The 14,056-nt window shown below is 66.9% G+C and carries 11 protein-coding genes; 4 read left to right on the top strand and 7 right to left on the bottom strand.

Annotated elements, in window-relative coordinates; translation table 11 throughout:
- Positions 1-10: 10 nt before the first annotated feature.
- A complete protein-coding gene (locus ACE37B_RS13515) occupies positions 11-1,084 on the bottom strand; it encodes a Fic family protein (protein WP_409923851.1) in 1,074 nt (357 codons plus the stop codon).
- On the bottom strand, positions 1,081-1,443 hold the full coding sequence (locus ACE37B_RS13510) for a VOC family protein (protein ID WP_409923850.1): 363 nt from the start codon (positions 1,441-1,443) through the stop codon (positions 1,081-1,083). The genes ACE37B_RS13515 and ACE37B_RS13510 overlap by 4 nt, the downstream gene beginning before the upstream one ends.
- A 70-nt stretch (positions 1,444-1,513) precedes the next feature.
- Here ACE37B_RS13510 and ACE37B_RS13505 point away from each other — a divergent pair, with 70 nt between their 5' ends.
- Positions 1,514-2,815: a hypothetical protein gene (locus ACE37B_RS13505; protein WP_409923849.1), complete on the top strand. Its 1,302-nt coding sequence runs from the start codon at positions 1,514-1,516 to the stop codon at positions 2,813-2,815.
- Positions 2,816-2,840: 25 nt separating this feature from the next.
- A complete protein-coding gene (locus tag ACE37B_RS13500; RefSeq protein ID WP_409923848.1) occupies positions 2,841-3,836 on the top strand; it encodes an alpha/beta fold hydrolase in 996 nt (331 codons plus the stop codon).
- Between the two features lie 7 nt (positions 3,837-3,843).
- On the opposite strand, the gene ACE37B_RS13495 is transcribed toward ACE37B_RS13500, so the two are convergent.
- The 4 genes from ACE37B_RS13495 to ACE37B_RS13480 form a co-directional block, all read right to left on the bottom strand.
- Complete coding sequence (locus ACE37B_RS13495) at positions 3,844-8,073, bottom strand: thrombospondin type 3 repeat-containing protein (protein ID WP_409923847.1); 4,230 nt, start codon at positions 8,071-8,073, stop codon at positions 3,844-3,846.
- Positions 8,074-8,158: 85 nt separating this feature from the next.
- The gene (locus ACE37B_RS13490) at positions 8,159-8,857 is read right to left on the bottom strand and encodes a hypothetical protein (RefSeq protein WP_409923846.1); all 699 of its coding nucleotides are present in this window, start codon (positions 8,855-8,857) and stop codon (positions 8,159-8,161) included.
- 3 nt (positions 8,858-8,860) lie between these two features.
- Complete coding sequence (locus ACE37B_RS13485; protein WP_409923845.1) at positions 8,861-9,697, bottom strand: Bax inhibitor-1/YccA family protein; 837 nt, start codon at positions 9,695-9,697, stop codon at positions 8,861-8,863.
- A 93-nt stretch (positions 9,698-9,790) separates the two neighbouring features.
- Positions 9,791-10,174 (bottom strand): putative quinol monooxygenase, encoded by a 384-nt coding sequence (locus tag ACE37B_RS13480; protein WP_409923844.1) that lies wholly within the window; start codon positions 10,172-10,174, stop codon positions 9,791-9,793.
- Between the two features lie 213 nt (positions 10,175-10,387).
- On the opposite strand from ACE37B_RS13480, the gene ACE37B_RS13475 reads away from it, so the two are divergent.
- Positions 10,388-11,326 (top strand): RNA polymerase sigma factor RpoD/SigA, encoded by a 939-nt coding sequence (locus ACE37B_RS13475; protein ID WP_409923843.1) that lies wholly within the window; start codon positions 10,388-10,390, stop codon positions 11,324-11,326.
- 51 nt (positions 11,327-11,377) lie between these two features.
- Positions 11,378-11,932, top strand: a complete 555-nt coding sequence (locus ACE37B_RS13470) for an N-acetyltransferase family protein (RefSeq protein WP_409923842.1) — start codon at positions 11,378-11,380, stop codon at positions 11,930-11,932.
- Between the two features lie 12 nt (positions 11,933-11,944).
- On the opposite strand, the gene ACE37B_RS13465 is transcribed toward ACE37B_RS13470, so the two are convergent.
- Complete coding sequence (locus tag ACE37B_RS13465) at positions 11,945-14,056, bottom strand: hypothetical protein (RefSeq protein ID WP_409923841.1); 2,112 nt, start codon at positions 14,054-14,056, stop codon at positions 11,945-11,947.

Genomic DNA, 14,056 nt, shown 5'->3' with positions numbered 1-14,056 from the left:
CCGCTCACCGCTACATGTCAGCAGCGGCTTCATGGATGGGATGATCGTTCGCGAGACGAAGCAGTCCCGCCTCGTCCCACACCATCTTGCCGAGGTCAACGAGACGGTTCACGAGGGACGAGCACAATGGCTCCAGCACCAGTTGCTCCAGTTCCGAGAGTCGGGCCGTGCCATCCAACCACACCGCCATCTCGAGGATGCGAGCCGTCGACGACATCGACGTCCAGTCGTGCTCCCAGACGAAACGAAGTGCTTGGAGCCGATCGGCGGTTCGTGCCGCGCCTGCTATCGACGCTTCGACAGCGAACTCCATGAACGGGGCGGTATCGATGCAATCACTGCGGTAGCGCCCGGTTGATGCGGACTGCGTCTGCTTGAGTGCTGAGACGTACCGAGGACGAGCGTCGGCCCAGATTTCCAGCGAGCCCCAGTCGACACGCGCCGGAACCTCGGACCCGGCAATGAGGTGGAAGAGCAGGCGTGCGGTACGCCCGTTGCCATCCACGAACGGGTGAATCGCCAGCAACGCCGCACACATCCACCCCGCACGAGCGATGGCGGACATCGGCGCGTCATTCGCAACGCCGACGGTTGCATCGAGCAAGCGCTGGCACTCCGTTCCGTCCGGAGGGCGGAAATCGGACTCCGTCGGGTCGAATCCCGCATCGGTCGAACGGACCAGGCCGGGGTTCGTCTCTCGACGACCCGGGTCGTTGCTCTCGGCCAGCGCATGCACGACCATCGGCGTGTCGGGGCCGACGAGCGCGTCGAGGTGGCCATCGCGCCACATGGCCGATCTCGAGTCGACGTGCCGGAACGCCACCGAACAGCCGCGCACTCGCAGTTCCATTGACGGCGACACGAACCTACGCCGGCGAGGTGCTCGCCGACCGTCGAACACCGGCCTGATGTTCGCCACCGACTCGACGAGCACGCGCCGCTGAACGTACCGGAACAGGTCGCGCACCTCCCCAGGCGCCTGTTCGAACCCTGCAGCGAACGATTCGTGAGCTGCCGCGTGCTGCGCCAGCAGATCGTCCGCGAGCGGCGGAAGTAGCGGCACCGCGAGGTCTGGCCGCGTCACTCCGGCACCTTCGCGAACATCAGTGCGACGTCGAAGCCGAGAATCCCCGCAGCCACCTCCGGCGGGACGAACGACCGCCCATCGGGATGCGGTTGCGTGCTGACGCCAGCTGCGTGCTGACGTTCGACGACCTCAGCGAAATCGCCCACCGCCGTTCCGAACACGAGTTGGGTGACCCGAGGTGTGCGATCCGCCAGGATCGAGGGACCACTGTCGGCAGGCTGGAGGAGCGTGACGGCAACCGCGCCCGCATCGATGACCGCCGTCTCGCCGGGGACCTCCTGCGCGGGGCCCCGATAGATCAACTCGAATCCCAGGACATCGACGAAGTAGGAGACCGCCGTGGTTATTTCGCTCACGAGAATCTCTACTCCGATTATGGTCACTCCTGCAGGCATCGGTCTGTCGTATCACAGGAGGCCAAAGAACATGAGCAACGGCGAAACGAACGAAGAAACAACACCGGAGTCGCCGAGCGCGTCGCGCCGAGCGATCTTGTCGAAGGGTGCGATCGCCGCTGCGGTCGGCGCAGCGGCCGGGATCGCGATGAGCGATCGAACTTCCGCCATCGACGGCGACGTCATGAACGTTGGAGCGACGGAGTTTGGCACGTCCAGAACCACGCTCACCGGCGGCTCGACCTTCGCCGTGCTCGGCGGTGGCCTCAGCGACGCATCGAACGCCTCGATCTATGGCCAAACGGCGAGCACCTTCGGCGATTACGGCGTGCGCGGCACCTACCAGGGGTCCTCGACGCAGCGAGGCGCCGGCGTGTACGGCGACTCCAACGGTGAACAATCCCCCGGCGTCTACGGCATCCATACCAGCTCCACGACATCCAGCCCCGGTGTGCGGGGCGAGTCGCAGAACGGTGCTGGCGTCTATGGCGTGAACACCGACACGCTCAGTGGCGGAATCGGCGTTCACGGTGTCACGGGTGGCACGTCGGGCGGCAACGGTGTCCGGGGCGAAGCTCAAGGCACCGACAGCATCGGCGTCTATGGCATCTCGACCGGCACCCGGTCGAGCGGCGTCGAAGGCAAGACCTCGTCTCAGGGATCATCGGGTGTCGTGGGTCGTCATGAGAAGAATCTCGACGGCGACACCGGAAGCGGCGTGACGGGTATCTCCGACAACGGCGCTGGTGTTCAAGGCAGCGGTACCAGTTCCGACTTCGTCGCTGCGGGATCCGGCATCATCCGAATCTCGGCGACGGTCACGCCGGCCATCGCTGCCACCACCACCGGCAGCGCTGGGTCGATCGCACGTAGCACCGATGGGACGCTCTGGTACTGCTACGAGCCGGACAAGTGGCAGCGCATCGGTGGCGCGGCAACGGCGGGTGGCTTCACAGCCGTCACGCCGTTCCGTGTGTACGACAGCCGCCAGGAGACCGACGGACGCTTCGCCGGCGGCACGAACCGGACGATCTCGGTCGCCGACTCCAAGGACGTCGACACCTATGCGACCGTCACCGCCAACGCAGTGCCCGCTGGCGCGACCGCGGTCACGGCCAACGTCGTCGCCATCGGCACCACCACCACCGGGTTCTTGTCGATCAACCCTGGCGGCATCACGGCCATCTCCGCGGCGACGGTCAACTGGGGCCCCGGCCTCAACATCGGTAACGCCGGCACGTTCGCCCTCAACGCAGCACGCGAACTCGAAGCGGTCTTCGGTCCTGGCGGCGGCGCCCACATGACCATCGACATCACCGGCTACTACCTGTAAGCCACGAGTACGCGACGATGGGCCGATGAGCGAATCATCGGCCCATCGTCGCGTCACGACCTCGTCCGATTTCGGCGGCATCGAGCTGGCCGTCATCGACGCCGGCCCCAGCGACGGACCGGTCGTCGTGCTCGCGCACGGCTTCCCGGAGTCGTCGCACTCTTGGCGTCATCAGATCGAACCGCTCGCTGCCGCCGGCTATCGCGTCCTCGTGCCCGACCAGCGCGGGTACGGCTTTTCCTCAGCCCCGCGTGACGTGGCCGCCTATCGATCCGATCATCTCGGCAACGACCTCCTGGCGCTGCTCGACGACGTCGAGGCGGAAGACGCGCTGTTCGTCGGCCACGACTGGGGCGCGCTGTTGACGTGGGATCTCGCTCGCGACCATCCCGAACGCGTCCGTGGGCTCGTCAACGTGAGCGTGCCGTACACGCCGTGGCCGATCGCACCGACCGAGCTACTCGGGCAGACGTACGGCGACCGGTTCTTCTACATCCTGTACTTCCAGACGGTCGGGCCGCCCGAGGCCGAGTTCGAGGCCGACGTCCGCGAGTCGATGCGACGCTGGATCTGGGTCGGCAGCGCCGAGGGCTACCGCGACCCACCGGCGATCGACGCGATCGTCCCCGCAGCGGGCAACGGGTTCTTCGATGCGGTGCTCGCGCACGGCGCGCTGGCGGAGGGCATCCCGCCGTGGCTCGAACCCGCCGATCTCGATCGCTACACCGAGCAGTACGAAGCGTCGGGGTTCTTCGGGCCGATCAGCTGGTACCGCAACCTCGACGCCAACTGGGAACGCACCAAGGACCTGGCCGCGCCGGCGATGCCGACCGCGTTCATCGGCGGCGACCGCGACATGGTGATCGCGCATCGGATGGATTACGTCGACTCGATGCAGGTGTCGCTGCCGAACTACCGGGGCGCCACGATCATCCCCGGTGCCGGCCATTGGACCCAGCAGGAGAAGCCCGCCGAGTTCAACGCCGCGCTGCTCGACGCCCTCGTCGCCGTGACGCCGTGACGCCCGTTCACACCGAGCCGAACACGTCGACGGCCAGGTGACTGCCACCGCTCTGGAACACGCAGACCGTGCCGGTCGGTGACAGCTTCGCGAAGACGAGGTTCGGCACCGTCTGACGGGCCACGAAGTTCAGGTTCGCCGCCAGCGGGCGTTCGCCACACGGGAAGACCGTCACGAAGCCGACCCCGGCTCCGTTGATCACCGCGACGTTGAGCACCACCGCCTCGGCGTCGACGGGTACACCGCCGCGCCCGGCGACATCGAGTTCGTACGTCGACCCGGCCGGGCGGGCTCCCTGGGCCAGCGACCGACCGTCGATCGTCGAGATGCCGAGGCCGCTCCGAGTGTCGAGCAAGCGGGCCGGAATCAACGGCGTGTAGGCGGTGTCGGGCTCCACGGCACCGAGCACGTCGAGGATCAGTTCCGTCGAGCCCCGCACGAAGAGGCAGACCTCTCCTGCATCGGAGAGGCTGACGATCGACAGGTTGGTCCGGCGACGACCCGCCGCGAAGTTGAGGTTGGCCGTCGTCGGTTGCTCGGCGTCGCACGGCCAGGCCGTCGCGAACCCGGTGGCAACGCTGCCGGTCGACGAGATGTTGAGCACGGCCGCCGTCGCACCGGCGGGCACTCCGGCCCGCCCGGCGACGAGCACACGCCGCACCTCTCCATCCTCGAACGGCCCGGTGGCAGCGTCGATGCCGTCGTTCGTCACGCCAGCGGGACGTGTATCGAGCAGGCGGGCCGGCTCGAGCGCCACGTAGGTGCTGTCGCCGGGTGCCAGGCCGTTCACGTCGACGGTCAGATGGGTCTCGGCGAACGTGTAGATGCACACGTCCCCACCGACCACCCCGGCGACCGCGAGGTTCGGGTTGACCTCGCGTTCCTGATACGTGAGCGTCGCCGCGTTCGGAATCGGGGTGTCGCATTCGTAGACGGTCAAGAATCCGGTGCCGCTCGGATTGATCGCCGTGACGTTGATGACGACCGCGGTCGCGTCCGTGTCGATGCCCCCGCGACCTGACACCGCGAGTCGCAGCGTCGAGTCGGCGGGCACTCGTCCCTCCCCGGCGAATCGGCCGTCGACCGTCTTCTCTCCGGGACGGGTGTCGAGGAGTCGAGCGGGCTCGAGCGGCACGAGCGTCGGCGCGTCGGTCGGAAGCGGGGTCACCGTCACGCGGTCGTCGGTCGGGTCACAGGCGTCACCGATCCCGTCATCGTCGACATCCGACTGCGTCGGGTTCGCGTCGCGGATGCAGTTGTCACTGCCGTCGAGCACACCGTCACCGTCGTCGTCTGGGTCGCAGGCATCGCCATCACCGTCACCATCGGTGTCGACTTGATCGGGGTTCGCGACGACCCGACAGTTGTCGTCGTCGTCGAGCACCCCGTCGTCGTCATCATCTGGGTCGCAGGCGTCGCCCTCGCCGTTGAAGTCGGAGTTCTGCTGGTCGGGGTTCGGGACGGTCGGACAATTGTCGTCCGCATCGGACACGTTGTCGCCGTCGCTGTCGAGGCCTTCGAACGCTCCGAGGTCGACGGCCGAGCCGGTGATGCGGCGGCCGAAACCGATGGGGGGAGTTGGTTCGACGAGGTTCGAGTCGGAGTCCACGTCGATCGAGTCGGCCGGCACCGCAACGTCATCACCGGCTTCGGCGCCGGGAGAACCGGCACGCAGGCGCCACGTCGCATCGAGCAGCGGAGGTGCGTCGAGGTTGCCGCCGAGGTCGGTCCCGTACGCCGTGTCCCACGCTCCGGAGCCGCCCGAGCCGTCCACCAGGTTGTGGCGCCATGTCGGAGGGCCGAACAGGTTGGTCTGCACGACGGGATCATCACCACCGTCGACGATCGAGTTCGCAATCGCCGGCGCCGAGTTCACGAGGTTCAACTGATCACCGGCACCCGACGCCGTGTTGTCGACGATCGTGCTGTTGACGATCGTCCCGTCGAACGACGCCAGGTCGAGCCCACCGCCGGCGACCGCCGTGTTGTCGGCGACGACCGAGTTGACGATGTCGACGGCCGTCTCGTCGATCCAGATGCCGCCGCCCTCGTCGGTGGCCGTGTTGTCGCGGACGATGGAGTTCGCCAGCGTCGGTGTCGCGGCCCCGACGAACGCGAGGCCCGCACCATCGTTCGCCTGATTGTCGCGAACCACGAGATTGACGAGTTCGACCGAGCCTTCGTCGACGTACACACCTGCACCCCGACTCCGCGAACCGGTCCCATCGGCGACACCGGACGTGATCGTGAACCCGTCGAGCCGGCCCGACGAGATCGCACTGGCCCGCACGACGTGATAGGAGTTGTCACCGGGAATGTTGCCGCTCAGCACCGTCGGGTGGAGCCCCAACGTCCGCTGCGCGATGCTGGTCTCGTCGCCTTCGAATCCGCCGTAGATGCGGACCCCGTCGAGCAGATCGAACGTCGCCGTGCGATCCGCCGTCTCGGTGGGGAAGTACGTGCCCTCGGCGACCCAGATCTCGGGCGGGCTGTCGCAGGTCGGAGCTTGCGCGAGCGCGTCGGTGAGTTCGCCGAGGGCATCGCCCCACGACCCCCCGAGTCCGGTACCGCCCTGCTGCACGTAGAGACGCGTCGCACCGACGGGGCAACGAATCCCCTCGTAGGCACCGGCGTCGACCTCGGCGCCCTGCACTCGTGCGAACCCGTCGAGATCGACGGGCAATCGCTCCGCCACGTTCAGATCGTCGTCGAGATCGAGGACATCGAGCGGAAGGGCCGTCTGATCGCCGACGTCGATCGCCGCCGACCCGGGGCGGAGGCGGTAGTCGGCGTTCGTTCCCGTCCCCGACAGACCGAGGACGAAATCCGGGTCCGCGTCGATGTTGCCACCTTGGTCGAGCCCGAGGTCGGTGTCCCACGAGCCTGAGCCCCCCGAGGTGCCGACGATGCTGTGGTTCCAGGCGAGCACCGACGGCTCCGGGATGTCCACGACCGGCACGTCGGACCCGCACGGGACGTCTTGGTTCCAGAGGATCGAGTTGGAGAAGCTCATCGACGAGAGCACGGCACCGCCGCCGACGCCACCGGTCCGGTTCGTCGTGTCACCGGGTATGCCGAGCACCTCGAGCGCCTGCGCACACGGGAACCCGTCGCGTGCGTTGTACGCGATCGTCACGTTGTGACCGATCAGATCGGCGCGGACGTTCCCGACGGAGCGTCCCGTCACCGTGATCGCGGGATGGTCGTTCGAACTCAACTCGGTCGAGTTGTTCGCGACGATGGTGTTGGTCATGGTCGCGGTCGTGGTGACTGCCCCGCTGTCGACGCGCAGCGCGCCGTAGCCGGCGTTGCCCACCACACGCGACTGCGCGATGGCGAGGTTTCCGGCGCTGAAGAACACGCCGTAGGTGTTGAGCCCGCCGTCGTTGTCGACCACGTCGGTTCCGACCAGCGTGAGGCTGGAGTTCCAGCGGATGCCACCGACACGATTCGGCCCGATCGTGGAGTCACGAATCGTGAGCGGGTTGCCGCCGACGTTGGACTGGATCGCGTGGACGGTGGGATCGAGATCGGGCACCGCTGCGGTGGGATCCCCGTTGTCGGTGATGAGCGATCCGATGATGATCACATCGTCGGCCGCCGAACCACGAAAGATCGCGGCGCCACCCGACACTGCGACGTTCGACCGGACGATCACGTTCCGCAACGTGAAGGGCGACCCGCGCACGAGGAGGATCCCACCGCCCACTCCGCTGTCGGCATCGCCGGTGCCGTCGGCGTAGCCATCACGAATGGTGAGCCCATCCAGCGACGTCGGCGGCCGAGAGACCGGCTGGGGCGTCCCGTTCGTCTGTCTGACGACGTGATAGGAGTTATCGGTCGGGTCACCGAACTGTCCGAGGTTTCCGGACAGGATCGTCGGATGAGCGGCCGGGTCACGTTGTGCGGCGACCTGCCCGTTCCGGAATCCGCCGAGCACGTCGACGCCCATCGGAATGACGAAGCTGATCGACCGGTCGAAGGTCGTCGTCGGCACGTAGGTGCCCTCCGCGACCCAGATGTCGTCGCCGTCGACCGCAAGAGCGAGCGCCGCCTGAAGATCCGTGAACGGCGACGCCCACGACGACCCGTCTCCGCCAGGGAGTGCAGCTTGATCGACGAAGTACGTCGCGCCCGCCGCGTCGACGACCGCCGTGTCGCCGAGCGTCTCGATGACGGTCGGCGCGAACGCGCAAGACAGGGCCAGAACGAGGCCGAGGGCCAGGTGACGTCGCATCCAGCCGACTCAACCAGTCGCCTGTGATCCAGTGGTGAACCATCACCCCCGCGATGAGCAACGTCCTGTCACCGCAGGGTTTCGCTCATCGGGGGCGGACGATGGCGAGCGGGCGACAGCAGGGGCGTCGCCAGCCGAAGTCGGCGACCTTGCCCTTCGGCGGCCAATAGTCGTCACGGCTGTACGCCCACCATTCGAACGGGTTGAGGAAGTACGCCGACGACTCGACGACCTCGGTGAAGCGGTCGCTGCGACGTGCCACCAACCAGATCACCGCACCGCCGACACCGCCGACGACCATCCAGCCGACATACAACGCCGGGAAGAGGGGGCCGAACCAACGAGCCTGCCAGCAGTGAACGTCTTCGTGATCGGTGATCAGCCGAGCCCGCCGGGGTCGCTCGACGTCACCGGCACCACTGATGACGTTGCCGAGCGTGATCGCAAAGCCCTTGCGCGGCATGAAACCTCGCCGGTAGACGTGCCGGTTCTGGCGTTCGGACAAGTCGGGGACGTACCCCGAGTTCGGATGAACCAGCCCGACCGTGTTGGCCACCAGTCCGGCCGTGGTCATCGGCAGACTCCAGGTGGAGTCGAGCGTGAAGGCGATCAGCCCACGGCTACAGCCCCACTCGTAGATGCCGCGCCAACCGGAGATCGCTCCGTTGACACCTCCGACGACCGCAAGCGGCACGGTGGCGCCAACGATCGAGCCGACCGCGCCGGCGAACAACGCGCCGCCAGCAGCGACGCCGAGGGCCTCCGCGAAGCGGCGTCGCCGCATCGATCAGCGCTGCTGGAGCTTCGAGAGCAGACGGAGCAGTTCGAGGTACAGCCACACGATGGTGACGACGAGACCGAGCGCTGCCACCCATTCGTACGCCTTCGGCATCCCCTCCTTCGAGCCTCGTTCGATGAGGTCGAAGTCGAGCGCGAGGTTCATCGCCGCCAGTCCGCAGACGAACAGCGAGAAGCCGATACCCAACAGGCTCGGGCTGTTGAGGAACGCGACGTCGCCGCCGAAGATGTTGATGGCGAACGACACCAGGTACAGCAACATGATGCCCATCGTCGCCCCGATGACGATGCGTCGGAAGCGGTCGGTCACCTTGATGATGCGAGTGCGGTACAGCACGAGCATCGCGAACACGACCGCAACCGTGGCGCCGGCCGCCTGGATGACGATGCCGTTCTGGAACGTCTCGTAACCGTGCGAGATCGCACCGACCGCGAAGCCATAACAGAGGGCGTAGATCGGGCCGAGGAACTTGGCCCACATCGGCTTGAAGGCCGAGACGATGACGGCGACGAAACCGACCACGATGCCCACCATGGCGATGCCGGGGAAGGTGTAGGTCTCCTGGCCGTTTTCGAGGGTGGGGCCCTCGGAGGCGAACCAGCCGAAGGTGGCGGAGATGAGGAGCAGGATGAACAGCGACGCGGTGGCGGTGATGGTGCCGTTGACGGTCATCACGCCCTTCTGCCACGGCGTGACCGGGCCGTCGTTGAATGGCGTCCCCGTTGCGGGCAAGGAGGGATCGGTGACGGTTTGACCGACGATCGGCGATGCCCAGCCGGCCCGGTCGGCTTCCATCCGCTTCTCGTTGAACAGTGGATTCGACATGCGCAGATGATATCGCCGCCCACTATCACAGAGGGCCGAACACACGCGAATTCGACGGTGATCGCTGCAGCGTGAACTGGGCTGATCCGCGCCTCAGGCGAGGTCGTGCGCCGAGGTGCCGTCCCACAGATCGATGTCGGGTGGTGCAGCGAGCAAACCGTCACAACTCTGCGCCATCTCGATCATGAGATCGGAGTCGAAGTGCGCCCGCTGCGCCGCGGAGTCGTCCCACTTCTGGATCACGAGGTGCCTGCCCGGCACGGTGACGCTTGCGCACAGGTCGACGTTGCGACAGCCAGCGACCATACGCGTCATCACCACGTACTTCGACAACACGGCCAACAGCGCTGCATCATCGGCCGAATCGAAGCGCATCGTGACAACAGCCAACTCGATCTCATCGCCTTCGGCAGCGGGTTGTTCCAGCTCAGCGACGAGATCCGACCCATCTGTCGCACCGATGTTGTCATCTGTCATTGTGATAGCTCCGCTCTGATCATCTCAACAAGCGATACGCGCGAGCCGAGGTGTGTTCGCGAGTTGGTCGCACCTGTCGCGTCGGTATCGTGACGCTTGTCTCCGGCGGGATGCTCTACGGCAGCCAGACGAGGCGCCCATAGCTCTCGCTGACATCATTGCACTTCTGCGCTTCGCAGCCCGCGATGGTTTGGCCAAACTGAAGGAGTTGCGATGGCAAAAGATCGAGTCGAACGTGACGACGAGGACCTCGTCCGTCTCTACCTCACCGACATCGGCCAGTACACCCTGCTGACCAAAGAAGACGAGGTTCGGCTCGCAAAAGCCATCGAAGCTGGCAACGAAGCGATCGAACTCCTCGACGCCGGCGGCAAAGATCTCTCGCCCGCCAAGAAGCGCGAGTATCGCCGCGTCGCTCGCAAGGGCGAAGAGGCCGAGCGTCAGTTCGTCCAGTCGAACCTGCGGCTCGTGGTCTCGATCGCCAAGAAGTACCAGGCGTCCGGGCTCCCGCTCCTCGACCTGATCCAAGAGGGCAACCTCGGCCTGATGCACGCCGTCGAGAAGTTCGACTGGCGCAAGGGCTTCAAGTTCTCCACCTACGCCACGTGGTGGATCCGCCAGGCCATCACCCGCGGCATCGCCAACACCGGCCGCACGATCCGGCTCCCGGTCCACGCCGGCGACACGCTCGCCCGACTGCAGAAGGCTCGCTCGCGACTCGAGCTCAAGTACGGCCGACCGGCCACGCTCTCGGAGCTGGCCAAGGAAGTCGAGATGCCGGAAGACAAGGTGACCGAAGCGCTGCGCTTCGCAGCCGAGCCGCTCTCGCTCTCGGAGCCGCTGCGCGAAGACGGCGATGCCGAACTCGGTGACGTCGTCGAAGACCGCTCCGCCGAGTCGCCCTTCGAGGTCGCCGCCACGGCTCTCCTGCCCGAGGAGATCACGCGGTTGCTGGCCCCGCTCGACGAGCGCGAGCGCGAGATCTTGAAGCTCCGCTTCGGACTCGATCGCGGTGAGCCGCGCACGCTCGAAGAGGTCGGCGACCACTTCAGCCTCACCCGTGAGCGCATCCGCCAGATCGAAGCACGAGCGATGAGCAAGCTGCGCCACCCCTCGAGCGACACTGGCGCTCGCGACCTGCTCGCCGTCTGAGCGGCAGCGCGCCAGCTCAAGTTCTGCGCATCGTCAACCGATACTCGGTTGATGATCTCCGTGCGACGAGCCGATCTCGACGACCTCGAGGTGATGGTTGCCGTCTACACGGCTGCCTGGCGTGAAGGCTTCAAGCACATGTTCTCCGCTGCGGTGTTCGCTCGCGCCGACTTCGATGCCGAGCGCCGAGCCGAGTGTCTCGACACGGTCCTGCGCGATGACGCCGACACCTTCATCGCGTTGCACGGCGAGCGCGTCGTCGGGTTCTCGGTCTCTCGGCGTGCGAACCGAACCGTCGAGGTCGACGACATCTGGGTCCACCCCTCGTCATGGGGCACGGGCGCGGCGGCCGCATTGGTCGCTCGCATCGAAGACGACCTGCGGGCCCAAGGCGGTCAGCAGATGGTGGCCTGGGTGCCCGAAGACAGCCCGCGTGGCCGGCACTTCTTCGACAAGATCGGCTGGAAACCCACCGGCGACATCGACGTGCTCACCGTGTACCCGAGCGACCACAACCGCATGCTCGAGTACTCACGCGAACCCCGCACGATCGACTACACCCGCGGGCTCCCCCGCCCGAGCCTGCCCGCCGGCCTGCTTCGCTGACGCCGGCGACGGTCACCCTGCGATCGTCAGCGATTCGAGCAACAGGGCCAGATCAGCATCGAAGTCACGATCGCTGTCCCACCAGGTTCGCAGCGTCACGTGCAGCAGTCGGTTCTCGTCGAGTGGCGCCACCAGGTTCGCCTCTCGGGCGACCGCCCCCGACGAGGCCGCAGCGCGATCCGTGATCACCAGGCGAGCCGACCCACCGGCCCACGACACGTCTTGTTCGCTCACGAAACTCCAGTCGTCACCGGGGTCGAGGAGTTCGGCGGATCGTTCGTCGACATCACCGGCGAAACGGGCGGCGACCGTGAGGATCGTGAGATCGCCGTCGCCGTCGAGATCGACAACCTGGCTGGTGCTGCCGTCATCGATCCGTCCGACGCTCCAGCCGGTTGCCGCCAACTGGACGACGTGCGCCGGGAGCTCGCGATCGGGCGGCACGCTGAGCGTGACGGTCACCCCGTCGTAGCTCGACGGAGGGAGGGCTTCGACCGGGGCGTCTGCTTCGACCTCGGCATCTGCTTCCACCGGGGCGTCTGCCGCAGACGCAGCGAACACGCCCAGGTCGGTGCACACCGCCGACGGCTCCGGCGGCGGCGAGGTCACGCTCCACGGCCCGACGACGACCGACTCGACGACACAGCGGGCGAGTTCGGCGACCGACTCGTCGGTCGGCACGCGCCCGTCCTCGGAGGTGACCCGACCACGAAGCCTCAACAGCCGCTCGTCGTCGAGGACGACCGCGCCACCGAACTCGTAGGAGTCAGCCGTCGCAGCGACGAACCATTCCGACCGCTCTGCGCCGGCTGCGCCCGACTCTCGGGCGATCTCCCGACCGCTCGGATCCTCGACGGTCACTGCGGCCTCGAACCGCTCGTCGAGCAGGGACGGCGGCATGGCGCTGGAGGAGACCTCGAACCAGGCCTCGCGGAACCCGGACGCCCCGGGCCACTCGAACTCGATCTCCTGACCGTTGGTGCGGGGCGGGTTGACGCCGACGGTCCACTCTGGTGTTGCGACCGCGACGGCGAGTGGCGGGAGACCGTCGATGGTCGCCGGGACCACCATCTGCAGCACGCCGTCGGCATGGGTGGCCGCGACCACGGTCGCTTCCTGGAGCGAGGCCCCGTCGGGGCAGATGACCGTCGCTTCGCTCCACGGCGGCAGCGACGGGTCGCCACCCGATTGCACGACGAGATCGTCGACGATCGCACAGATGGGGAGTTGGAACTCGACGGGAGCGCAGTCGCGCTCGATCGCTGCTCGCTCGACGGCGTTCATCGCATGCATACGGTCGAGGTGGACGAACTCGGGATCAGCCAGCTGTGCATCGACCTGGGCGACGTACTGCTCGGCCAGCACACCGCACGGTGCGGCGGGGTCGACGGCGACCGGCTCGGGCCCCACCACGCGTAGTTCGACGAGCGAGTCGACGGCGACGGTGCTTCTGTTGCCCAACACGAGGTCGCCGTCGAACGCGTACTCGTAGACGTTCACACCATCGACCGGCGCGAGCGGCAAGTCGACCACCCGGTCGACGTTGAAGACCGCCACGTCACTGAACTCGACTTGTTCGTCGTCGGGGTCGAAGCCGGTCAGCGCCTGGAATCGGCGGCGATCCTCGATCAAGGTCGTCGCCGAGACCGGCCGAGCGACGTCGATGCGCACGACGATCTCGCCCCCATCCGGGCCGATGTCCGCGCCGACGTCGAACGTCCCGTCGACGTAGTACATCCCGCGTTCGGGCCCGACGTTGCTGCGGCCGCTCTCGATCAGGTCGCCGTTGACGGTCGCGGTTCGACGCCCCTCGACGGCCACGTCGCCGACGTCGCCGGTCGCATCGAAACGCAGCTCCCAGCGCAGACCCGCATCGAAGCGAGTTCGTTCGATCGGCTCGACGTAGGAGAACTCGCCGCCGACCGGTTCACCGTCGATCGCCCAGACCAGTTGCGCGCTGGTCAACGACGCCGTTGCCGCCGCGTCGCCACTGGGCTCGGCGGACTCGACGACATCGGCATTCACCAAGGCGTCGCCGTCATCATCATCGCCACCGCACGCGACCGTCAGAAGAACAGCGCCGATGGACGCGGCAACGAATCGTGATCGTGGTCGCACCTGCAT

The sequence above is a fragment of the Ilumatobacter sp. genome, from assembly GCF_046290335.1.
Classification (GTDB): domain Bacteria; phylum Actinomycetota; class Acidimicrobiia; order Acidimicrobiales; family Ilumatobacteraceae; genus Ilumatobacter_A.
The sequence above is the reverse complement of the archived record's forward strand: the minus strand, read 5'-3'. Positions and strand labels throughout refer to the sequence as shown.